Origin of the sequence: Pelagibacterium sp. 26DY04 (assembly GCF_031202305.1) — a bacterium.
GTDB lineage: Bacteria > Pseudomonadota > Alphaproteobacteria > Rhizobiales > Devosiaceae > Pelagibacterium.
On record NZ_CP101731.1, the window covers coordinates 2,496,912 to 2,519,866 of the forward strand.

Below are 22,955 nucleotides of genomic sequence, written 5' to 3' on the forward strand. Positions count from 1 at the left end.
AAAGAATCATGGCGCTCAAGGTCGAACTCAAGCCCGGTGAAAAGCTTCTGGTGGGCAATTGCGTGATCACCAATTCCGATCAGCGCACGAGGCTCTTCATCGAGGGCAAGGCTCCGATCCTGCGCGAAAAGGATATTCTCACGCCCGCGACGGCCGACACCCCCGCCAAGGCCGTCTATCTGGCCATCCAGATCATGTATGTGGAAGGCAATGTCGACAAGCTCACCCAGAGCTATTTCGAGCTCATCAACGACGTCGTCAAAGCGGCGCCATCAACTCTCCCCATCATCGACAATATCAATAATGAGATATTAACCGGCGACCTCTACAAGGCTCTCAGGGCTGCAAAGAAGCTGATCGAATACGAAGGGGAGCTGCTGGCAAATGCTAAATCAGGGGGCACTGGCCTATCAGAGAACCGCCCAGCAGACGGCTGATCCGCGTACCCTCGAATCGAACCTACTTGCTCGCTCCGCCTCCCATCTCCAGGCCATTCGGGACACCTGGCCGGAACGTCTCGACGAACTCGACGAGGCGCTCAACAAGAACCGCAAGATCTGGTCGATCTTCGTCCAGTCGGTCACCAATGACGACCACCCCCTGCCCGCCCCCGTGCGCCAGAACGTTGCCAATCTCGGCATTTTCGTCATGGGTCAGACCTACGAGGTCATGGCCACCCGCAACCCGTCCAAGCTCGACGCGCTGATCAACATCAACCGCCAGATCTCCGCCGGCCTGCGCGGCAATGGCGGCTGATCGCTATCGATCGCGCCCACGAAAAAGCCCCGGTATCAACCGGGGCTTTTTCGTTTTCGGGGCACAGCCTATTCAGCCGGCCCGTGCGGCTTGCGGTCATGCCGGGTGATGAAAATTGAAAATGCGATGACCAAGCCGAAAATAACGCTGGGCCAAAGCCAAAAGATCAACGTTTCCAACTCAGTCCTCCAAATCTGCCAGGATGCGCCTGGCGAACGAATGTAGCACGAGCGCCCACACGAGTCCAAATAAGCCGAAGCCTACGAGATTCCAAGCGTCCCGCACAGCAAACGTTCCAAGCGCAACGCCGGCAAGAGGCGTTACCAATCCCACGAGAACGCTTCCCGACGCCAACGCATTGATAAAGTTCGCGGTCAGCTTGATGCGCTCATTGCGAACAATCTTATTGCTCATCCGCCGCTCTTAAAGATAATTCACCAGCGTCAACTGGCTCGCCATCGCGGTAGCCTGGTAGCTCGCCTGCAATTGCGTCTGCAGCGTGAGCAGCATCATCGCAACTTCCTCGCGTGGCGCCACCGTAATATCGGCCAGCATCGTCTCGAGCTGCGCATTGTACTGGGTATGCCGCTCCTTGACGGTATTGACCGTCGAAGCCGCCAACCCCAGTTCCATGGTGATCGCCTCGATCGACCCGGTCTGCGCGTTGTTGTCCTCGGATAGCCGGCTGCGCTCGATCTCCACCAGCGCGTCGTAGCGCGCCGCGTTGGTTTCATCTAGCGGTGAGAGTTCAGAGACGGCAAACACGGCCAGCCCCTTGATCAGTTCGACGAAACCCGCCTCATTGGCCTGCACGCCGTAATGGGCCTTGGTGTGTTCGTCCACATTGGCCGATACGGTCTGGCGCGGGTTGGTGCTGTCCTGCCCCCTGTACCAGGCGGTTGCCGCGGGATCCTGAGGTTCGCCGGTGGCATTGAAAAAATCGTCTGCAGCCGCATAGGTGGACGACGAGCGCAGATCGGTCTCGGTCAGCGTGCCGAGCTTATCCCCGATCGCCGCGTGAAGATTGGCCGCCGTTTCCTCGGCATCGGCCCCGATCGAAAAGCCCCCTTCAGGCAGAGGCGTGGTGTCGGTCGCGGTAAAGGTCACGTAATGGACGGTATCGCGATCATGCGGATGGGTGATGCCGATAGTCACCGTATCCCCTGGCTGCGGCTGAGCATCGACCGAGATCGACACCTGCTGCTCCCCACCAGTCAAGGTGGCTTCGCTGACGGAAATCCCGGCCCCGGTGCTCGCCACTGAATCCAGCTTGAACCCGTAATCGTGCGCCCCGTCTTCGGTCAGCGTAAGTGCCGTGCCCGTTACGGTTCTGTCGATCCGCCCACCATTGCCCATGTCTTCGGCATTGCGGTTCTGGGAATAGGCTACGAAGCCGTTGGGCCCGTTCATGATCTCGTCGAAGCTCGCCACCGGCTTGGTGTCGGATTTGTTGCCGCCGAAAATATACTGCCCGGTGATGTCGGTGTTGAGCACATCGATCACCTCTTTTAGCAGGTTGGTTGACTGATTGCGCACATTGGTGAAGTTGATCCCGTCCGTGCCATAGGCACCCGGCACCGCCAACGCCCGCGCATCGGCCTCGATCTCATCGAGGCGCTCCAGCCCATTGGTATAAAAACTCATCCGGTTTTCGACGGTGAGGATATTTGCCTGATAGCCCTCGATCCGGCTCAACCGCGCCTCGAGGTTGAGGGTGTGTACCCGGTCCGACCCCATTTCGGCCAGTGTGTTGTAACGGTTGCCGGTCGCAAGCTGGAGCTGGAGGTTCTCGAACTGCTTCTGCATCGAGGTGATGGTTTGAAGCGTACTCGTAACCGGATACATCGATTTATTGACGATCATTTCAACCTCACATCGCCAGAAGCGCGTCGATGAGTTCCTGCACGGTCGACACCACCCGTGCACTTGCCGAATAGGCGTTCTGGAGCTGCATCAGCCGCGCCATCTCCTCATCGACATTGACGCCGTATTCGGCCGTCATCCGCGTCGTGATCGATTGCAGCGTATAGCTCACCGATGAATTTTCGGATTCCGCCTTGGCGACCACATTGCCCTGATGGTTGATCATCTGGCCGATGAGGTCGGTCACCTGCCCCGAAAGCCGCACCCCGCCGTCTGAAAGCGCCGTCATCTTCTCGGAGACGAACTCCATTGATTTCAGGCTATCGAGCAGCGCCTGCGGGCGGGTCGCATCACCCAGCGAGGTTCCCGCCTCGAATTTGACCAGCAGCGTCGGGTCGGCGATCAGCGCAGGATTGACGGCGATCCGTCCGGCAAAGCCGAGCTTCTGCCCATCGCCGTCGGGCGAATTGGTGAAGGCTGCCCCGCGACTATCCACGAACAGGTTGAGCGCACCGCTCCCATCCTGATTGCCGCTCGCCGTGATCTGCGACGTCATCGAAAAGCTGATCCCGGGCGTGCGAGTGACGCTGAGGTTGCCGCTGATGACATCCAAGCCGATGGTCAACCCAGCCAAAGGTGGCGACATGCCATTCAGTGTATAGGCCACGGCCTGGTTGGGATCAGTGCCGCTGATGTTGACGCCGACCACCCGCTCGCCATTGGCATTGGGCGAGGTTAGCGGCAGGCTGGCATCCTCGCCCACCGCGACCACACGCACCCGCTCCCCGCCAGCAGTGATCAGCACCGAATTGCCCGGCGCCATGCCTTCGAGATCGAGCGCAAATCTGTCGGGCTCAGCTTCCGTCGCCGTGGCTGTCGTCGTCACCGTGTTCATCGCCTGAGCCAGAGCGGCGGCGATCTCGTCGAGCTGATCCTGCATGTTGACCAGCGTGTTGTCGCGCAACTCCAGAAGTCCCGCGATGGACCCCGAGGACAACAGCTTCTGCCCTGTCAGGTCGATCTCGAGCCCCGATGGCGTGCGCAGCGTGAGCTGCCCCACTCCGCTTTCAGCCGGGTCGCTGTCGAACAGCGAGGTGGAATTGAGCCCTCCGCTGGAGCGGAACTCGAACAGCGAGGGTTCGACATCGAGAATGCCCACCCCGCTCTCGGTCATCAGCGCCACGGTGCCATCGTTCCGATAGCTCGCCTTGACGTCGATCTTTTCCGAAATCGATGCGACCAGCCGGTCGCGCTCGTCCATCAGTGCCAGGCGGGCCTGCTGGTCCTGGGACTGGTCGAGGATGCGGACATTGATGTCTGCCAGCGAGGTGAGTTGGCGGTTGAGCTCCGACACCGAATTGGAGATCTGGGCCTCGGCCTCGCTGCGCATCTCCTGCACGGCCCCGGTCAGCGTGTTGAGCTGTTCGACCAGTTGCTGGGCGGCATTGAGCACGCCGGCGCGTGTCGTCACATCATTGGGATTGGTCGCCAGTGCCTGCAGGGCATTCTCGAACCCGGCATAGAGTGTATCGAGCGAATTGGCGTCCCCCGGTTTGCCCAGATGCATCTGCAGCCGGTCGAGAAAATTGCTGCGCACCTGATGGTAGCCCGCCGAGGACACTGCCACCAGATGCTGCTTTTCCAAGGCTTCGTTGAAGGCGCGCGATAAGGTCGAGGAGCGCACCTGCGAACTCGTCCCGAAGGCGGTTTCCTCGATGACGATCGACTGCCGGTGATAACCGGGCATGCCCTGGTTGGCGATGTTGCGCGAAACGACATCGATCCCGCGCTGGCTGGAATTCATCCCACCCAGAGCATTCGACAGTGTCGAACTCAGTCCCATCGCATCAACTCCATCTCAAGCCGTCTAATCAATTCTGCCTTGGCGAGGTGGAGAGCAGGTCAGGGCGAGGCGAAAACGGTTGCTTTCGAGAACCGGCGCGGAGCGTGAGCACCGGAAGCGCAAAAAGCGGCCGCTTTCAGCCCGCCATCACCTGCTCTACCGCATCATGTTGAGAGCTTCTTGCAGCATCTCGTCAGAGGTCGAGACGATGCGGGTGCCGGCGGCATAAGCCTGCTGGGTCACGATCAGCTTGGTGAACTCTTCCGAGATGTCGGTATTCGACGACTCCAGCGCCCCACCGGTCATCCCGCCATCGGTGGAAAGGATGGCCTCGCCCGACGCCGCCGTCGACGAATAAACACCGCCGTCGAGTCGTTTGAGCTGGTTCTCGGCGTTGAAGTTCGCAGTCACCAGCTGATAGATCTCGATCTGCTCGCCATTAGAGTAGGTCGCGACCACGCGCCCGGAATCGTTAATCGCCACCGACATGAACGAGCCGGCCGGATAGCCGTCCTGGGCCAGCGTGGATACCGCTGCACGGCCATTGGCGTTGTCGAACTGAGTCAGCCCACCGGTGCCGAAGTCGAGCTCCACATTGCCCACGGTCTGGCCGTTGATGGTGAGGTTGGGAAGGTTCAGCCGCAGCGGATCGTCCAACGAGACAGCACTCCCGCCCTGGGTCTGCAGCACGCCATCTTTAAACGTGAACTCACCTTCGGGCACTTCGGACCACTGCTGAGGCTCGTTATTGCTCATGTAGTAGAGCCGCCAGGTGTCAGGCTCGTTCGAAATCTTGCCCCAGCGCATCTGCACGTTCACCGAAGCGCCGTTAGGCGCATAGACAGTGATCGCTCCTCCCTCGACCGTCCGGTCCACGAAGTCCGAATTGGTTTCCGGCGCGTCGGGCACGGCTTGCGTGCCTGCGATCCCTAGCGCTGACGCAACGTCACCACCAATGGTGAACGTGTCCTCCGTACTGCCTGCCACGATCTGCAGACGCCCCTCGGCGTCCACTGAGACGTCGACGCCTGGCGCGTTTTCAGCAAACCATGTACGCAAATCGCCAACCGTATCCCCCGCCTCCGCGATAAAATCTGGGGTAACTGCAGTGCCGTTGAGCGAAAAAGTAAGCCTATCGTCTGGTTCAATATCCAGGTCCGCCAACGGCGTCTCATCTGTCAATTCATCGAGGTCTGTACCGGACAGAGCGGTAGCAAAATCCGCCGCCAACCCCACGGCAGGCGTATCGGGCAGATTGAGTTCATAGTCGATCCGCTGGGTGGCCTTGGCCGGGATCAACCCGTTGGAAACCCGCACCATCTCCGGAACCGAGCCAGCCACGTTGCCGGTAGAGGAGTCGATCGGCACACCTTTGAGGTAGTAGCCGGCGCCATTGTAAAGATACCCCTCGCGGTCCATCTCGAAGTCGCCGCGGCGCGTGTAGAAATTGGCGTCGCCAAACACCGACTCTCCATCCGTCGTACCGGTTTTTTCCGCGACCACGAAAAACCCCGAACCATTGAGCGCCACATGCGTTCCGGTCGCCGAGGTGATGATGTCGCCGCGCACATCGTTGGTGGAACGCGAATAGGCCAACACCGCACCCGGCACCTGCCGCCCCACCGCCGCGTCGGGAATAAGGTCGATAAAGCCGGTTTCCATCCGCTTGTAGCCGGTGGTCTGCGAGTTCGCGATGTTGCCCGAGATATTCTCCAGCGCAAACGACTGCGCCGCCATCCCGGTTACCGCCGTCTGCAAAGCCCCGTAGATACCCATTTCACTCTCCGTCTTACCTGCGCCGAGCGCGTGTTTGTCACGGGAGATGCAAGGGCGATGCCAAAACTTTAACACATTGAAATAACTCAGACTTCCGGCGGACACTCCAATCGCAACACCACTTCGCCCGGAATCTTTCGCCACCAGCCCGGCAAATTCTTCCGCCCAACACGTTTGGAAATCGCGGCAGCCTTGCCCCCGCAAGGCTCCCACGCAGTTCAGAAGAAGTGCGTCCCCAGCACCTCCTGCACCGGCAGCGCTGCGGATTGTCGGGTCAAGCCCGACAATGACGAAACGAGAGCGTGTGCCTCACAAAACGTTGTTGTCCCCGTCCTCCATCATCCCACCGTGTCACCCCGGGCTTGACCCGGGGCAAGGTATGCGAGCACCTTCGGCTCTTGCCGTATCTCCTCCACCTCGTCGTCTTCGGGCTTGACCCGGAGACCCGCAAGGCTCCGGCAAATGCAGAAGAAGTCCGGGTCATCACGCGCCCCACTGGACGCCCGCCCCATATGACTCTAAGCAGACCCTCCGATAAATAAGTATTCACTTACCCCGAGCCCGCCCATGCTGTTCGCCTCCGCCGATGAGTTCCGCGCTTCCCCCCGCAAGGCCGTGACGGTCTTCGGCATGGCCGGCGTCGGCAAGACGCGGCTGGGCAACATCCTGCGCCGGGCCGACTGGTTTCACTTCTCGGTCGATTTCCGCATCGGCACGCGGCACATGGGCGAGTACATCGTCGACAACTTCAAGCGCGAGGCGATGAAGGTCCCCTTCCTCGCCGAATTGCTGCGCTCGGATTCGATTTCGATCGACTCCAACATCTCTTTCGACAATCTCGATCCGCTCTCGACCTATCTGGGCACCCCCGGCAATCCGGCGCGGGGCGGCCTACCCTTTGCCGAATACCAGCGCCGCCAGGAACAGCATCGCGTCGCCGAGATCTACGCCCTGCTCGATGTCCCCTATTTCATCGAGCGCGCCAAGGATCTCTACGATTACGACAACTTCCTCTGCGACACCGGCGGCTCACTGATCGAAGTGCTCGATCCGCACAATCCCGAAGACCCCGTGGTCAAGGCGCTGACCGAAAACACGGCGCTTCTCTACCTGCGTGGCACCGAGGCCGACGCCCAGCGCCTGATCGACCGCTTCAAGTCCAATCCCAAGCCGATGTACTATCCGCCGCAATTCCTCATCATCAAATGGGAGGAGTTCAAGCGGATGAGCGGGGTCACTCGCGACGACGACGTCGATCCCGACGCCTTTGCCGTGTGGGGCTTTGAAGCCCTGCTGCGCGATCGCCTGCCCCGTTATCAGGCGCTTGCCGACAATTTCGGTTATCAGGTCGACGCTGCCGAGCTTTCCGGAGTGCGCGACGAAAAAGACTTCATGGAGCTCATGTGCAGGGCCATCGCCGCGCGCTCGGCGGTGGCCGTAAGCCCCTGAACCGTTTTCGGTTCACCCAGCCCAAACCTGCACATATATAAGCTTCCGCTAAAGGAACTTCTCCATGCCTATCCGCATTCCAGACCAGCTTCCCGCCCGCAAGACCCTCGAAAACGAGGGCGTGGTGGTGATGGATCAATCCCGATCCGTCCGGCAGGATATCCGCCCGCTCCAGTTCGGGCTGCTCAATCTGATGCCCAACAAGCAGCGCACCGAGACCCAGTTCGCGCGCCTGATTGCCGCCACCCCGCTTCAGATCGATCTCTCGCTGGTGCGCGTGACCGACCCGCTGTCCAGGAGCACGCCCGAAGAATACCTCCAGAGCTTTTATTCGACCTGGGAAGAGGTTCGCGAAAGAAAGTTCGACGGCTTCGTAGTCACCGGCGCACCCATCGCCAACATGCCGTTCGAGGATGTCCGGTACTGGCCCGAGATGGTCGAAATCATGAACTGGACCCAGACCAACGTGCACCACACCATGTTCATCTGCTGGGGCGCCCAGGCCGCGTTACACCATTTCCATGGCGTCAACCGCTACCGCATGCCCGAAAAGGCGTTCGGCGTCTTCCGCCACAAGGTGCTCGACACCCGGCACCCGTTCCTGCGCGGCTTTTCCGACGATCTCGCCGTGCCGGTCTCGCGCTATAACGACATCGACCGCACGAGCCTTACGGCCGATCTCGATATCCTGATCGACAGCGAGGAGGTGGGCGTCTGCATGCTCGACGACCGCAAATACCGCGCCGCCTACATGCTCAACCACCTCGAATACGACAACACCTCGCTGGCCGACGAATACCACCGCGACCACGAGGCCGGACTGGATACGCCCCTGCCAGTCAATCTGTTCCCCGGCGACGACCCCAGCAAAACCCCGGAAAACCGCTGGCGCAGCCATGCGCATTTGTTGTTCCAGAACTGGATCAACGAAATCTACCAGACCACTCCCTATGACCTCTCAAAAGTCGGCACGGGGGAGTGGTAGAGCGTCGAGGCGGAACGATCTGAAGCACCCCCGTTCCCACGCGCGTGCTGATCGACCGTCAGGGTCCGCGCCGAACTTTAACCCTTTCCCCCAGCGGGGAGAGGCTGGGCGGCATTCCCGGCGCCCCCCGCTGAGCCTCTCACCATCCTCTCCCCTCGTCGTCTCCGGGCTTGACCCGGAGACCCGCAAGGCTCCCACGCAGTTCAGAAGTGTGTCCCGGCACCACAGTTTCAAACAAGCTCACTGCCCCAACACATCGAGTACCCACGTCACCCCGAACCGATCTCTCACCATCCCATAAAGCGACGACCACCCGGCCGGCCCCAAATCCTGCACCACGGTTCCCCCCTCGATCAGCTTTTCCCAATACCCTCTGATCTCCCCTTCATCATCCCCCCGGACCGAGACGAACACCGGGATCACTCCCGCATCCCACACCAGCGAGGCCGGCACGTCATAGGCCATCACGCGGAAACCAGCCTCCGAAGTCACCTGCCCCCAGATCACCTGATCGGCCTCTTCCGGCCGCTGCACGGCATTGGCCTGCTCATAGCTGAACGCCGTCAGTTCCCCACCAAATACCGATTGGTAAAACCCCAGCGCCTCACGCGCATTGCCGCGAAAATTAAGATGCGTCGTCGTCGAAATGGTCATGGCGATCTCCTTGCCTTGCGTGAACCGATGCAAAGGGTATAACCTGCCACAACTGACACTTTCCGGCAGTTGTCATGGCCCGCCCAGACCGCCTCTTCCGCCTGCTCCAGGCCATGCGCATGATGCCCGCGCCCATCACCGCCGCGCGCCTTGCCGAGGAAACCGGCGTGTCCCTACGTTCGCTCTACCGCGACATCGACAGCCTGCGCGCCGCCGGCGCCCGCATCGAGGGCGAGCGCGGCTATGGCTATCGCCTGATCGAGGATTATTCCCTGCCGCCGCAGACCTTCGACCGCACCGAAATCGAAGCGATCGTCCTCGGCCTCGCCCAAGTCCGGTCGATGGGCGATCCTGCCCTCAGCCAGGCGGCCGCCTCCGTCCTCGCCAAGGTCGCCGCCACGCTCCCCAACGACCGCGAGCAGCACCTCCTCCACGCCATCTCGCAGGTCTACCGCCCCGACGCCGCCCCGGCCCCGGCCTTCACCACCGAGATCCGCGAGGCGTGCTGGCGCGAAGAGGCCCTCGCCATCCGCTATGCCGATAAGGGCGGCGCGCAAACCGAGCGTACTATCTGGCCCCTTGCGATCGTCTATACCGAAGCCGCCCTCACCACCCTCGCCTGGTGCTGCCTGCGCGAGGATTTCCGCATGTTCCGCCTCGAACGCATCCTCGCCCTGCACCCCACCGCCACCAGCTTCCGCCCCCGCCGAGCCGCACTGCTGCGCGAATATCTGTGTCGGCTCGGCGCCGGCTAGCCCTTGCATTCTCCCGGCGCCCGCCTACCTTGTTCGAGCCAACCGGAGACCTGCCCTTGCCCAGCGTACCCACCACGATCACCGACGAACTCGGCATCGCCCTGGGCAATCTCGCCGATGCCGCCACCGGCACCATCACCCCCACACTGCGGCTGGGCGTCACCGGCCTCTCGCGCGCCGGCAAGACCATCTTCATCACCGCGCTGATCCATAACCTTTTGACCGGCGCCCGCCTCCCCGGTTTCGCCCCCATGGCGGAAGGCCGGCTGATCGGCGTCCGCCTCGCCGAGCACCCGGACAACGCCACCCCGCGTTTCGCCTACGAAAACCACCTCGCCGCGCTTCTGGGCACCCCGCCCGTCTGGCCCGAATCCACCCGCCGCATCTCCCAGCTCCGCCTCACCCTGCGCTACCAGTCCAACTCCTGGCTCAAATCCCAGTTAGGCGTCTCCACCCTCAATCTCGACATCGTCGACTATCCCGGCGAATGGCTCCTCGACCTGCCGCTCTTGACCAAATCCTTCGCTGAATGGAGCGCCGAGGCCCTGGCTCTCGCCCGTCGTCCGGCCCGCGCCGACGAAGCCAAGCCCTTCCTCGACGCCCTGAGCTCTATCGATCCCCTGGGTGAGGCCGACGACGTCACCGCCGAGACCCTCGCGGTGGCCTTCACGCAATATCTGCGCGCATCAAAAGGCGATGCCCGCGCCCTCTCCACGCTGCCGCCGGGCCGCTTCCTCATGCCGGGCGATCTCGAAGGCTCCCCGGCATTGACCTTCGCGCCCCTCCCCGAGCCGGCATCCACGCCGCGGCATCAAAGCCTCTACGCCATGCTCGAGCGCCGCTACGAGGCCTATAAATCCGTCGTCGTCCGCCCCTTCTTTCGCGATCACTTCGCCCGCCTTGATCGCCAGATCGTCCTCGTCGATGCCCTGCGTGCCCTGAACGCCGGCCCAGAAGCCGTGGCCGATCTTGAAACCGCGCTCACCTCGGTCCTCTCCTGCTTCCGCCAGGGCACCTCCAACCCCATCTCGCGTCTTTTCACCCGCAAGATCGATCGCATTCTCTTTGCCGCCACCAAGGCCGATCTGTTGCACCACACCTCCCACCCGCGCCTTGAGGCCATCCTCAATCGCCTCGTCGCCAACGCCTCCCGGCGTGCCAAATTCGCTGGCGCAGAAACCCGCTCCCTCGCCATGGCCGCCATCCGCGCCACTCGGGAGGGCACGGTCAAGGACAATGGGGAAACGCTCGCGACCATCATCGGCACGCCCGAAAACGGCCAGCGCCTCGGCGATACCGTTTACGACGGCACAACCGAAATCGCATTGTTTCCCGGCGACTTACCGGAAAACCCGGAATCTCTTTTCAAGAGCGTTGAATCAACGCCTCAACTCAATTTCCTGCGTTTCCTGCCACCCACCGATCTCCCCATGGGCGAAACCGGCGACCCCGTCTTCCCCTACATCCGGCTGGATCGCGCGCTCGATTTCCTGATCGGGGACAAAATGCAATGAGAGAGCCCCGTGCCATTCCCACAACGCCCCGCCAGGAAGCCGAAGCGCGCGCCCCTCGCGCCTTCGAAACCAGTCTCGCCGAGCCGGCCCCCGACGTCTTCGAGGCCAAGCCCGAGGCGCTGGCCGACACCGATATCGCTCCGAAGCGCCGTGGCCGCTTCTGGCGCAACCTCGCACTCTGGACCGGCGGCACGCTCATCTCCCTCGGCCTTGGCCTTGCCGCCGAACGGCTGATCAGCGATCTTTTCGCCACCTATGACTGGCTGGGCTGGTTCGGCCTTGCCATCCTCGGCGTCTTCCTCCTCGCGCTTCTCGTGCTCACCGTGCGCGAGCTCATCGGCCTCGCCCGTCTCAAGACCATGGACCGCCTGCGCGAGCGCGCTGCCGCGGCGCTTCTGACCGACGACCTGCCCGCCGCCCAGAAGATCGCCTCCGAACTCACCGCGCTTTATGCCGATCGCCCCGATCTCGCCCGACCGCGCGCCGGCCTAGAGACTGACATCGGTTCCATCCTCGATGGCGCCGAGCTGATCAAAACCGCCGAGCGCGCGCTAATGGCGCCACTCGATGCCCGCGCCCGCGCACTCACGGCGTCGAGCGTCCGCCGCGTGGCGCTGGTCACCGCCATCGCCCCGCGCGCGGTGATCGATCTGGCTTTCGTGGTGTTCGAAAGTTTTCGTCTGGCACGCAATCTGGCCGATCTCTACGGCGCCCGACCGGGCTTTTTCGGTTTCCTGCGCCTCGTCGGCGCCATCCTCTCGCACCTGGCCGTCACAGGCGGTCTCGTTTTGACCGACGGCGTCGTCGAACAGCTCATCGGCCAGGGGCTGGCCGCCAAGCTTTCCGCTCGCCTGGGCGAAGGTGTCCTCAACGGATTGATGACCGTCCGGGTCGGCATCGCAGCGATCAAGCTCGTCCGTCCGCTGCCCTTTTCCACCCAGAAGTCGCCAGTGGTCGCCGATTTCGTGGCAGACCTCGCCCGCGTTTCGACCGACACCAAATAGCGGCCAAACAAAAGGGACAGCACCCCTTGAGTGCTGTCCCTCAAAATGGCCTACGACCTGATCGCCTTAGACGCCATCGTCATTGTCGTCATCTTCGGTTTCATCGCCGTCTTCGGCCGGAGGTTCGCCTGTGTCATCGGCGGGCTCTTCGCCGTTCGTGACATCAGGGGCCTCGCCAGTGGGCTCGAGGATACCGGCTTCCTCGCAATCCGTGCGCGTCAGCGTGGAAAGATCGATCCCTTCGGGAGCGTTGGCCTCGGCCGCGGCGGTGGGTTCATCCTCGAACACTTCGCTGATCGGCTCGCCTTCGAGTTCGGCACAGCGCTGTTCGACAAGACCCCAATCCTCTTCAGGAATGGTCATGCCACCGATTTCCTGAGCAAAGGCAGGAACGGCAAGACCGGCAGTAAGGGCGAGAGAAGCAAAAAGAGCAGAGCGTTTCATGGTTATTCTCCTTTTATCTCGTTAGGGCTTTAGCCCCGAGAAAGACAACGCGCTGCCAGCTCGTGCGATCATGAAACTATTCAAGTTGAAGCCGGCGATGCGTTGCCTAGACAATGGTTGCCGGCAAGATGGAGTTGCATGAATATTTTCCGGCCGACGGCCGGAACCTTGCACCCCCTTGCAGATCACGATTGAAGGTGCCCGAGCAAGACAGATTCCAGCGCCTCGCGGCTGCCGCTCACGAGATGCCAAGGGGCTGAAAATTATCCTGGATTAATAAGGCGCGGCCCTATTGCTTGAGCACGATATAGGCCGCCGCGCCGGCCATCGCCCCAGCCGCTCCGCGATTGAGCAGCTTGAGCGCACGCGGATTGCGCAGGAATTCTCGCGCCTTGGCCGCCGCCGCCAGATAGGGCAGCAGCACGGCATAAAGCCCGATGATGGTGATCAGCACCAGCCATCCGAAGCGCTCCAGCGTCATGGCTTCCAGGTCGACCACTGTAGGCAGCAACGCCATATAGAAGATGATGGTCTTGGGGTTGCCCAGCGTCACCGAATAGCCGCCCAGCATCGAGGCGAACGCCCCATTGCCTTTGCGCGCCTCGACCTTGTCAGGATCGATCCCCGCCTTCCAGAAACTCCAGGCGAGATAGACGAGGTAAGCGGCGCCCAATACCTTGATGACGACGAAAACCCCGGAAAACGCGGCTGCCACCGCGGCCAACCCCAGCACAGCAAGGGTCAGATAGGTGAGGTCGCCCAAAACCAGCCCGGTCCCGAACCACAGCGCAGGCCTGAACCCCGCACCCAACGCCTTCCCCACCACCGCCGCAATCCCCGGCCCGGGAATCGCAGCAGCAATCACCAGCGCAACGGCATAGGGAACAAAATCGAGCGGGTTCATGATGAGGACTCAGGTTATGTCGAGCAATCGAACTGCTCATACACCCGCGCCGAAAAACCGCAAAGCACCAGTTGAGGTCCGGTCACCCCTTCCAGCCTGCGTGGCACCCGACAAAAAACCGGGCGCTCCCGTTAAGCCGCCGCGTCCTGGCTCGCCGAATCCGCCAGCCGTACCTTGAGCCCGTCCAGTTCCTCGCTCATCAGGATCTGGCACGACAGCCGAGAATTGGCCTCATAGTCGGGCACCGAATCCAGCATGTCCTCTTCCTCGTCGGTGGGCGGATTGAGCTTTTCCACCCACTCGGGATCGACGAACACATGGCACGTGGCGCACGAACACGCACCGCCGCACTCGGCCTTGATGTTGAGCCCCCAGTCGCGGATCACCTCCATCACCCGCCAACCCTCAAGGGCTTCGAGTTCGTGTTCGGTGCCGGTCTGATCGGTCACGAAAATACGCATGTGAGGTCCTGGAAAGCTGAGTGTGAGGCCCGCTCTAATTGCGCGTGGCAGCGCCCGAGGTCAAGCCACGCCGAGTTTCTTCTGCAGGCTGGTCGAGCTGGTCGTATACTGAAACACGACCTTGGCATCGGGGTGAACGATCCGCTTGGCCGCCTGCGACATCAGCGCGCCCTCGTGGAAGCCCGAAAGGATGAGCTTGAGCTTCCCCGGATACCAGTTGATGTCCCCGATCGCGAAGATGCCGGGTTCGCTGGTTTCGAACCGTTCGGTATCCACCTTGATCAGCGCGTTGTCGTGAAGGTCCAACCCCCAATCGGCCACTGGGCCGAGCTTCATGGTCAGGCCAAAGAACGGCAGCAGCCGGGTTGCGGGAATGCCCATCTCGCCGCCGGCGGTCTTGAGAAACACCTCGGAAAGTTGGCCGTCCGCACCCTCGAGACGCCCGAGCTGACCCATCACGAAGTTGATCTTGCCGTCCTCGACCAGCTTGCGCATCTTGTTGACGCTGTCAGCATGGCCGCGGAATTCGTCGCGCCGGTGCACCAGCGTCAGCGAACGCGCCAACGGCTCGAGATTGAGCGTCCAGTCCAGCGCCGAGTCCCCGCCACCAACGATCACCAGATCCTGATCACGGAAATCGTCCATCTTGCGCACGGCATAAAATACCGACTTGCCTTCATACTGCTCGATCTCGGGCACCGGCGGACGCTTGGGCTGGAACGACCCGCCACCCGCGGCGATCACGATCACCTTGGCCACGAACACTTCGTCCGCATCGGTCGTCACCCGGAACGAGCCATCTTCGAGCCGCTCCACATTGGTGACCATCTGGGAAAAGTGGAACTCGGCCCCGAACGGCGCGATCTGCTTCATCAGATTGTCGGTCAGCCCCTGCCCCGAAATCTCGGGAAAGGCGGGAATGTCATAGATCGGCTTTTCCGGATACAGCTCGGCACACTGCCCGCCGGGCCGGTCCAGAATATCGATCACGTGACATTTGAGATCGACCAGCCCCAATTCGAATACGGCGAACAGGCCCACGGGGCCTGCGCCAATGATCACGACATCGGTGACGATTTCATTTCCGCTCATATCGAAGGAGTCCTGGTCAGCAAGAAAAATCAAGGCTTCGCTTGGAATATATGACGAAGCCTGTCAAGTATGGAGGGTCAATGGGTGGCAGGTTTGCGCAGGAAGGGACGCGTGCCGGCGGGAACTTCCACGCGCGCGCCAACGGGCTGGTAGTAATGGGAAACCTCGGCCAGCGCGTCCTTTTCCAGCGCCGCCCGGGTGGGCGCGTTGGTGACGACGAAGGCGTTGATGCCGCAGCGCCGCATGAAGGGAATCTGGTCGGTCAGCACATCGCCGACGGCCCGCAGTTCGCCCTCATAGCCATAGCGCTCGCGGATCAGCCGCGCGCTCGAATAACCGCGCCCGTCCGTGAAGGCCGGAAAGTTGATGGCGATCGAAGCGAACCGCGAAAGATCCTCGGCCACCTCCTCGACGTTCTCTCCAGGATTGACTTGCAGCCCAATCGGATGCGGATTGGCCTTGAACGCCTCCCGGTGCTCGAGAAACACAGTCACCGGCACATGCGTATAGCGCACCTCGGCGGCCATATCGCCCTCTTCCCAGGCGCGCCACGGGTCGGATTTGAATTCCCCGTCCCGGAACAAAGTCAGTTTCGATTGGCTCACCGGCTTTGCGATGCTCCCGTTGAAGTCGAAATGGATGCCGCATTCGCGCTTGTCGCGTCCGCGCCACCGACCGGCCCTGGGGTCCTCGCCATCGGCCACCGCGCTCGTGCAGGGCGCGCAGCCGATCGACTTGTATCCGTCCTTGTAGAGCGGATGGTCGGGCAGATCGTGAGCCGCCTTGTACGCTTCGATGTCCTCGTTGGTAAAGTAGGCCAATGGGTTGACCTTGATGCGATCGTCGCTCGTCAGCTCGAAATGCGGCAGCACCCCGCGCTCGGCGGTCTGGAACCGCTTGCGCCCGGTCACCCAGCCGCCAAAGCCCGACAACACCTTGTCCAGCGGCTCGGTCTTGCGGATATGGCAGCAGCTATCGGGATCGGTTTCCCACAGCGTTCCATCGGGATCGAAGCGCTTGATATCCGCCGCATCGGGATAAAGCGCGATCACATTGGTCAGCCCCAGCCGCTCTTTCAGCGTCTCCACATAAGCCAGCGTCTCGGGGAAGTGCTTTCCCGTCTCCAGGAAATAGACCGGAAGCGTCGGGTCGACCTTGGACACCAGATGCAGCAACACCGCCGAATCCGCGCCGAAGGATGACACCATGGCGATTTCGCCCGGCAGCAATTCCTCCACCGCCTGCCGCAGCACCGCTTCGGCATCCATCTCGTCGAACATGCCGTTGAGCGCGATGATCCCGAGCTGGCGCAGCTTGTCGTGCTTGGGCTCGGCCGCAGAGATGATCGGACTAGCCATTGCCATAAAGCGCCTCCTTGAACGGCGCGTCCCCCAGCCGCCGATACGCTGAAATGAACGTTTCGTCCTCGCTTGCGCGCCGGGCGATATAGGCATCCACCAGCCGCTCGATCGCGCTTGGCACCTCTTCGGCCACGAACCCCGGCCCGAGAATCTTGCCGATCGCCGCGTCCTCGCTTCCATCACCACCCACGGTGATCTGGTAAAGCTCGGTGCCCTTCTTCTCGACGCCCAGAATGCCGATATGGCCCACATGGTGATGCCCGCAGGCATTGATGCAGCCGGAAATCTTGATCTTGAGCTTGCCGATCTCCCGCGCCCGCTCCGGCGCCGCGAACCGCCGCGAAATGTCCTGCGCGATGGGGATCGAGCGCGCATTGGCCAGCGCGCAATAATCGAGCCCCGGGCAGGTGATCATATCGGTGATCTCCCCCGCATTGGCGTCCGCCAACCCGGCCTCGACCAGCCCGTCATAAACGGCCCGCAGATCGGTCAGCGCAACATGCGGCAGCACCAGGTTCTGCTCGTGCGTCACCCGCAACTCGTCGAAGGAATAGCGCTCGGCGAGATCGGCCACCGCTTCCATCTGCTCGGCCGTCGCATCCCCCGGCGCCCCGCCGATGGGCTTTAGGGAAATCGTCACCGACGTGTAGCCGGGCCGCGCATGCGGGAAGGTGTTGTTCTCCAAAAACCGCCCATAAGCAGGATCGAGGATCTTTTCCCGTTCCACATCGAGGCTCACGACCCCGATGTCCTTATAAGCCGGCTGCGGGAAATAGGCCTCGATGCGCGCCAGTTCCTCCTCGGGCAACGTCAGCACGCCGCCGCGGATTTCGGCGAACTCGGCTTCTACCTGACCCTTGAAGGTCTCCAGCCCCTCTTCATGCACCAAAATCTTGATGCGCGCCTTGTACTTGTTGTCCCGCCGCCCGTAGCGGTTATAGACGCGCAGGATCGCTTCCAGATACGCCAGCAGATGCTCGTGCGGCACAAAGCCGTTGATGAGCTTGCCCACCATCGGCGTCCGCCCCAGCCCGCCGCCGACATAGACCGCCCAGCCGATTTCGCCCGACCCATTGGTCTGCGCCATCAGCCCGATATCGTGGAATTTGATCGCCGCCCGGTCGTTGGGCGAACCAGTCATGGCGATCTTGAACTTGCGCGGCAAGTAGATGAATTCCGGATGCAGGCTCGACCACTGCCGGATGATCTCGGCCACTGGCCGTGGATCGATGATCTCGTCAGCCGCCGCTCCGGCGAACTGGTCCGTGGTCACGTTGCGAATGCAGTTGCCCGAGGTCTGGATCGCATGCATTTCCACGCTCGCCAGGTCGGAAAGAATGGCCGGAATATCGCGCAACTTGGGCCAGTTGTACTGAATGTTCTGGCGCGTGGTGAAATGCCCGTATCCGCGATCATATTTGCGCGCGATATGGGCCAGCATCCGCATCTGCCGCGAAGAGAGCGTGCCATAGGGCACCGCCACCCGCAGCATATAGGCATGCAGCTGCAGATAGAGCCCGTTCATCAGCCGCAGCGGCCGAAACTGGTCCTCGGTCAATTCCCCCGAGATGCGCCGCCGCACCTGATCGGAAAACTGCGCCACGCGTTCGCCAACGAAGGCGGCGTCGAACTCGTCATATCGATACATATTCGTCCTCGGCCAGATGCTGGCGTTCAAAGCGCGGCGCCGTCGGCCCCTCGGCCCGGATGCGCTCGCGAATACGGATGGGATAGATCGCTCCATCCCTCATTTCCACGTCCTCGCTTTCAAGGCTGATGACGCGTCCGGTCGCCTTGGTCGCCGCGATCGCCGCCTCCAGCGCCTCGGCCTCGTCCTTCCCGAACACCCGCGCCGCCTGCAGCGCCTCGACCCAACGCCCCTGCGCGTCGAGATAAACCGTAGCCCCTGAGAGCAATTCGTTACCTGTGAGGATTTTGGACATCTTCTCTACTGTTCAACTCTGTTCAATGACGACGGGATAGCGTTGGGCCACGCCGCCGACCCCACCCCCATCGTCATCCCGGCCTTGCGCCGGGATCCAGTAACCGGCAGCGCCTCGGCTCTATTCCAGCCGCCCATCACGCCACCCGCTCCGCCACGGCGGCAATGGTTTCGGCCCGCGCCCAATCCCCCTGCGCCACGGCCTCGCCAACGAAGATCACCGCCGGCCCATCCACGAACTCGATCTCCCCAGCCGCCAGCGCGCCGACCGTCCCGGCATAGAGCGCCTTGTCGGCCCGCCCGGCATTGACAACGATCCCCACCGGCATCGCCGCCGAAACCCCGTGCTCCATCAGCCGCCGCGCCACGTCGGCAGCAATCGATTTGCCCATATAGAGCCCCAGCGTCAGCCCCGATCCGGCCAGCGCCGCCCAATGCTGCAGATCGCCATCATCGGCCCCGTGCGCGGTGGCGAACACGAACCCGCTCGAAACCTTGCGCAGCGTCACCGGCGTTGCCGTATCGGCCGCAGCCGCCAGCGCCGCGGTCACGCCCGGCACCACCGCATATTCGATTCCCGCCTTGCGCAGCGCCGCGATTTCCTCGCCCGCCCGCCCGAACACCATCGGATCGCCCGATTTGAGCCGCGCCACCTTCTTGCCCTCGCGGGCCAGCCGCGCGATCAGCGTATTGATCTGGGCCTGCGAAAACGAATGATGACCCTTGGCCTTGCCCACGCAGATGCGTTCCGCATCCCGCCGTCCCATCTCGACGACGGCCCCGGGCACAAGCTGATCATGAACGATCACATCGGCTTCCTGCAAAAGCCGCTGCGCCCGCAGCGTCAGCAGGTCTTCGGCTCCGGGCCCGGCCCCGATCAGCCACACCACGCCCTCGCCGCCCTTGGCTTCGGCGTGCAGGGCGAGCAGCGCATCGGCCGCCGCTTCGCCCCGGTCCGCCGCAAGCGCACCCTCAATGGCTGGCGCGGTCACCAGCGCCTCGTAATAGCGCCGTCGGAACACCCCATCCGGCAACAGCGCCGCAACCTTTTCCCGCATCGCTCCGGCCAACTGCGCCAATTCGCCCAGCCGCGGCGACAACATCGCCTCGATCCGCGCCCGCACCAGCCGCGCCAAAACCGGCGCGTCGCCTTCGGACGAAATGGCGATCGAAATCGGCGCCCGATTGACGATTGCCGGAGTAAAGAAATCGCAGTTTTCGGGAACGTCCACCTCGTTGACCGGCACCCCCGCCGCCCGCGCCATCTCCAGCGCCCGCGCGCCATCCGGCCCATGATCGGCGACAAACGCCAGCGCCGCATTGTCGAAATCGGCCGCCTCGACCGCCCGCTCGATCACCGTCACCTCGAGCCCAGAAAAATCCGTCTCCACCTCGGCCGCGAACACCACCACTTCGGCACTGGTCTTGACCGCCAGCCTCGCCTTGGCCAGCGCCTCCCCGTCACCGCCCACGATGACGATCCGGCGGCCGGCCACCTTCACAGAAACAGGAAATGTGTTCAGCCGTGCCACGGGTGAGGGTCTCCTGGCATCAGGGGCGCGAGTTGACGATTTTTAGATTTGACGGCCGCGCGGGAGAAGAACGCAATTCTGTCAAACACGCTGGAAAATAAGGTTTTCCAGGCCTCCCAGCAAGTGCGCCCTCCCTGATCGGAGACTTATTTCCCTCCGCTCCTCCTGTATAGAACGCCACATTCGCCCCCACCCACCCCACGCAATTTATTTCGCCCCCGCATCCGCCCCGCAAAACACTACGGATCGACTCGACTTAGATCGAGAAAGCCCGCCCCAACGCAAGCGCAGCGCTCCAACCACTCCCGCCTCCCCCCTCCATCGCGTCTTCGGGCTCGACCCGGAGGCCTGCACGGCTTCACGGCACCGGTAGAGTGCTTACCCCGACACCCGCCGTGGCATCGAAATCCACCAGTTCTCCGCTCTGACTCATCCCTCCAACTGAAACCGCTCGAACCGCCCCAGCTCTGCTTCGATCGCTTCCCTGGCTTCTGCCCCTACCTCCTCCAGCCAGGTCCATTTCTGCACCAGCAGCTTGCTGTTCTGCCGGTCGGTCTTGAGATCGATGGCCGCTATCACCCGGTCGTCGACCAGAACCGGCAGCGCAAAATAGCCATACCGGCGCTTGGCCGCCGGCACATAAGCTTCGAAGATGTGATCGTAGCCGAAAAACAGCTTCAGCCTCTTGCGCTGGATGATCAGCGGATCGAATGGCGAAAGAATATGCACCCGGTTGACGGGAACCATCGGCGGCTGGTCCAGCACCTCAGGCGGCGCCCAATGCTGCACCTTTTCAGCCCCCGCGATCGTCACCGGCTTGAGCAGCCGCCGCTTGACCCGAGCCTCGATCAGCTCGCGAACGGCCGCCTTGGCCGGGGCATTGAGGTGACAGACGGAATCCAGGCTTACCACCCCCTGGCTGCGTAGCGCCCGGTCGAGCAGATAGGCGGTGCGCTGGCGTTCGGTCGCGGGCCTCGGCGGCTTCTCCCAGCCGAAATGCCGGGCCATCAGATCATAGGTCTTCACCATCCCCTCGCGCGCCGCGATCGCCACCAGCCCCTGATAGAACATCAATTGCAACACACGCTTGGAAGGCTTCCGGCTCGCCCAGGGGTGGGTCTTGTCCACCAGTTCATCGTCGTCGATGTCGCGGATGTTGAGCGGCCCATTCATCTTGAGCCGCCGCGTCATGGCGCTGACCTCGGCCTTGGTCACAGAGCCGAACCAGGCGCTGGGATTTTCCCGATACGCCTTCATCGCCGGAATGAAAAACGGCATGTCGGCCGTGGGCACATAGCTCAGCGCGTGCGTCCAGTATTCGAACACCGATTTTTCGGTCGATTGCAAATGCGCCAGATCGCTGCGCCGATAGGCGGGAATGCGCGAATAGAGGATGTGATGGTGGCAGCGCTCGATCACATTGATCGTGTCGATCTGCACATAGCCCAGATGCGCGATGGCCGCCTGCACCGCCTCCGGCCCCGCCCCGAAGGGCTCGGCCGAATCGAGCCGCTGCGCGGCCATCCAGATGCCGCGGGCCTGGTCAGGGGCAATGGTGATCGGACGTTTGGCCACGAGCTGATTCTATGCAAGGTTCACCGTGAACATTGCAAGAACGAAGCGACCTGTCAAACATATCCCCGCGCCCGGGAAAGCGCGTACTAACCCTGCCGGCTCGGCACCTTGACCACCAGCCCGTCGAGCTCGTCACGGATTTTGATCTGGCATGAGAGCCGGCTGGTATCGCGCACATCGAAAGCGAAATCGAGCATGTCTTCTTCCATCGAGGATGGCCCGCCGGTCACGCCGAACCATTCATCCTCGACATAGACATGGCACGTCGCGCAGGTGCATGCCCCCCCGCATTCGGCGACGATCCCCCTCACCCCGTTGCGGATCGCCGTTTCCATCAGGGTCGATCCCACCTCCGCTTCGATCTCGCGGCGCGTGCCATCGGGTTCGATGAAGGTGATCATAGGCATGGGGTGAGGCTCCGGGGATTAATTTTCAGCCGGATATAGGTCCGCGCGCCAATTGGCACAAGCGTTCCGGCAGACGACAGATAGCCGCGTCGATCACCCGCACATCGGCTGATCTCGACCCGTAGATGAATCATGTGGACGCTACTCGGAAAGGATCGCGCCGATATAGCCCACGACCTCGGAAACCGCCATGCCGAGATCGGCCAGCGTTTCCTCCTCGATCCGCCCGGCCGCCGCGAACTCCTCTTCCGCCGCCTTAGCCTGCTCGGCCAGCGCCACGGCACCCACGCCTCGCGCCGCACCTTTAAGTGTATGAAGCCCCAGGGTAATTTGCTCGGGATCGGTGGCCGCAGCCACGCGCTCGAAATAAAGCGCCACCTGCGTTTCGAACATGCGCAGCACTTCGCATTCCAGAGCCCGGTTCCCCATTGTCTGCCGGGCCAGAAATACAAGGTCGAGCGGCCTGTTGGTCCTGTCGACACGCCGGGAATCGAGCACCGGCCCAAGCCTTGGCTGCACCATGATTAACCCCTCGTATCCACCGTCACAAACGCTGGTCAAACCTTAACTCTGATTGGATAAAAAGACCCTTAATCCCTGATTTCTGCTATGATTTCGACAACGGCGCTTGAGGCGAA

General features: G+C 62.2%; 23 protein-coding genes. 7 read left to right on the forward strand and 16 right to left on the reverse strand.

The window, feature by feature from the left end; all coding sequences use genetic code 11:
• Window positions 1–8: 8 nt before the first annotated feature.
• Window positions 9–437: a flagellar biosynthesis repressor FlbT gene (flbT, locus tag NO932_RS12415; RefSeq protein WP_309160672.1), complete on the forward strand. Its 429-nt coding sequence runs from the start codon at window positions 9–11 to the stop codon at window positions 435–437.
• Window positions 385–756: a flagellar biosynthesis regulator FlaF gene (gene flaF, locus NO932_RS12420; protein WP_309160671.1), complete on the forward strand. Its 372-nt coding sequence runs from the start codon at window positions 385–387 to the stop codon at window positions 754–756. The genes flbT and flaF overlap by 53 nt, the downstream gene beginning before the upstream one ends.
• 180 nt (window positions 757–936) lie before the next feature.
• Here flaF and NO932_RS12425 read toward each other — a convergent pair whose 3' ends face one another.
• From NO932_RS12425 to NO932_RS12440, 4 genes are all read right to left on the reverse strand, one after another.
• Window positions 937–1,170: a hypothetical protein gene (locus tag NO932_RS12425; protein WP_309160670.1), complete on the reverse strand. Its 234-nt coding sequence runs from the start codon at window positions 1,168–1,170 to the stop codon at window positions 937–939.
• A 9-nt stretch (window positions 1,171–1,179) separates the two neighbouring features.
• Window positions 1,180–2,619: a hypothetical protein gene (locus tag NO932_RS12430; RefSeq protein ID WP_309207631.1), complete on the reverse strand. Its 1,440-nt coding sequence runs from the start codon at window positions 2,617–2,619 to the stop codon at window positions 1,180–1,182.
• A gap of 7 nt (window positions 2,620–2,626) precedes the next feature.
• On the reverse strand, window positions 2,627–4,462 hold the full coding sequence (flgK, locus tag NO932_RS12435; RefSeq protein ID WP_309207632.1) for a flagellar hook-associated protein FlgK: 1,836 nt from the start codon (window positions 4,460–4,462) through the stop codon (window positions 2,627–2,629).
• Between the two features lie 156 nt (window positions 4,463–4,618).
• Complete coding sequence (locus NO932_RS12440) at window positions 4,619–6,238, reverse strand: flagellar hook-basal body complex protein (protein WP_309207633.1); 1,620 nt, start codon at window positions 6,236–6,238, stop codon at window positions 4,619–4,621.
• Window positions 6,239–6,805: 567 nt separating this feature from the next.
• On the opposite strand from NO932_RS12440, the gene NO932_RS12445 reads away from it, so the two are divergent.
• A complete protein-coding gene (locus NO932_RS12445; protein WP_309207634.1) occupies window positions 6,806–7,687 on the forward strand; it encodes an ATPase in 882 nt (293 codons plus the stop codon).
• Window positions 7,688–7,751: 64 nt separating this feature from the next.
• Window positions 7,752–8,672 (forward strand): homoserine O-succinyltransferase, encoded by a 921-nt coding sequence (metA, locus tag NO932_RS12450; RefSeq protein ID WP_309207635.1) that lies wholly within the window; start codon window positions 7,752–7,754, stop codon window positions 8,670–8,672.
• 240 nt (window positions 8,673–8,912) lie between these two features.
• Here the strand turns inward: metA and NO932_RS12455 are convergent, their stop codons facing one another.
• On the reverse strand, window positions 8,913–9,326 hold the full coding sequence (locus tag NO932_RS12455; RefSeq protein WP_309207636.1) for a VOC family protein: 414 nt from the start codon (window positions 9,324–9,326) through the stop codon (window positions 8,913–8,915).
• A 74-nt stretch (window positions 9,327–9,400) separates the two neighbouring features.
• On the opposite strand from NO932_RS12455, the gene NO932_RS12460 reads away from it, so the two are divergent.
• From NO932_RS12460 to NO932_RS12470, 3 genes are read left to right on the forward strand one after another with little or no spacing between them, the layout of a single operon-like run.
• Complete coding sequence (locus tag NO932_RS12460; protein ID WP_309207637.1) at window positions 9,401–10,081, forward strand: YafY family protein; 681 nt, start codon at window positions 9,401–9,403, stop codon at window positions 10,079–10,081.
• 56 nt (window positions 10,082–10,137) lie between these two features.
• On the forward strand, window positions 10,138–11,595 hold the full coding sequence (locus NO932_RS12465; protein WP_309207639.1) for a YcjX family protein: 1,458 nt from the start codon (window positions 10,138–10,140) through the stop codon (window positions 11,593–11,595).
• Complete coding sequence (locus tag NO932_RS12470) at window positions 11,592–12,599, forward strand: TIGR01620 family protein (RefSeq protein WP_309207640.1); 1,008 nt, start codon at window positions 11,592–11,594, stop codon at window positions 12,597–12,599. The genes NO932_RS12465 and NO932_RS12470 overlap by 4 nt, the downstream gene beginning before the upstream one ends.
• A 66-nt stretch (window positions 12,600–12,665) precedes the next feature.
• Here NO932_RS12470 and NO932_RS12475 read toward each other — a convergent pair whose 3' ends face one another.
• The 11 genes from NO932_RS12475 to NO932_RS12525 all read right to left on the reverse strand — a co-directional run bounded on the left by NO932_RS12475 (window position 12,666) and on the right by NO932_RS12525 (window position 22,839).
• Window positions 12,666–13,043: a hypothetical protein gene (locus NO932_RS12475; RefSeq protein WP_309207641.1), complete on the reverse strand. Its 378-nt coding sequence runs from the start codon at window positions 13,041–13,043 to the stop codon at window positions 12,666–12,668.
• Window positions 13,044–13,332: 289 nt separating this feature from the next.
• Window positions 13,333–13,947, reverse strand: coding sequence for a LysE family translocator (locus NO932_RS12480; protein WP_309207642.1), 615 nt, complete (start codon window positions 13,945–13,947; stop codon window positions 13,333–13,335).
• A gap of 131 nt (window positions 13,948–14,078) precedes the next feature.
• Window positions 14,079–14,408 carry a 2Fe-2S iron-sulfur cluster-binding protein gene (locus NO932_RS12485; protein ID WP_309160658.1) on the reverse strand — a complete coding sequence of 110 codons (330 nt, stop codon included), beginning with the start codon at window positions 14,406–14,408 and terminating at the stop codon, window positions 14,079–14,081.
• A gap of 60 nt (window positions 14,409–14,468) precedes the next feature.
• Window positions 14,469–15,500: an NAD(P)/FAD-dependent oxidoreductase gene (locus NO932_RS12490; protein ID WP_309160657.1), complete on the reverse strand. Its 1,032-nt coding sequence runs from the start codon at window positions 15,498–15,500 to the stop codon at window positions 14,469–14,471.
• A gap of 77 nt (window positions 15,501–15,577) precedes the next feature.
• A complete protein-coding gene (locus NO932_RS12495; RefSeq protein ID WP_309207643.1) occupies window positions 15,578–16,864 on the reverse strand; it encodes a phosphoadenylyl-sulfate reductase in 1,287 nt (428 codons plus the stop codon).
• Complete coding sequence (locus NO932_RS12500) at window positions 16,851–18,509, reverse strand: nitrite/sulfite reductase (protein WP_309207644.1); 1,659 nt, start codon at window positions 18,507–18,509, stop codon at window positions 16,851–16,853. Before NO932_RS12500 ends, NO932_RS12495 begins: the two co-directional genes overlap by 14 nt.
• Window positions 18,496–18,804, reverse strand: a complete 309-nt coding sequence (locus tag NO932_RS12505) for a DUF2849 domain-containing protein (protein WP_309207645.1) — start codon at window positions 18,802–18,804, stop codon at window positions 18,496–18,498. The genes NO932_RS12500 and NO932_RS12505 overlap by 14 nt, the downstream gene beginning before the upstream one ends.
• A 136-nt stretch (window positions 18,805–18,940) precedes the next feature.
• Window positions 18,941–20,335, reverse strand: coding sequence for a siroheme synthase CysG (cysG, locus tag NO932_RS12510; protein WP_309207646.1), 1,395 nt, complete (start codon window positions 20,333–20,335; stop codon window positions 18,941–18,943).
• Between the two features lie 429 nt (window positions 20,336–20,764).
• Window positions 20,765–21,859: a DNA glycosylase AlkZ-like family protein gene (locus NO932_RS12515; RefSeq protein WP_309211040.1), complete on the reverse strand. Its 1,095-nt coding sequence runs from the start codon at window positions 21,857–21,859 to the stop codon at window positions 20,765–20,767.
• Between the two features lie 137 nt (window positions 21,860–21,996).
• Complete coding sequence (locus tag NO932_RS12520; RefSeq protein ID WP_309207647.1) at window positions 21,997–22,317, reverse strand: 2Fe-2S iron-sulfur cluster-binding protein; 321 nt, start codon at window positions 22,315–22,317, stop codon at window positions 21,997–21,999.
• Between the two features lie 141 nt (window positions 22,318–22,458).
• On the reverse strand, window positions 22,459–22,839 hold the full coding sequence (locus NO932_RS12525) for an Hpt domain-containing protein (RefSeq protein ID WP_309207648.1): 381 nt from the start codon (window positions 22,837–22,839) through the stop codon (window positions 22,459–22,461).
• Window positions 22,840–22,955: the final 116 nt, after the last annotated feature.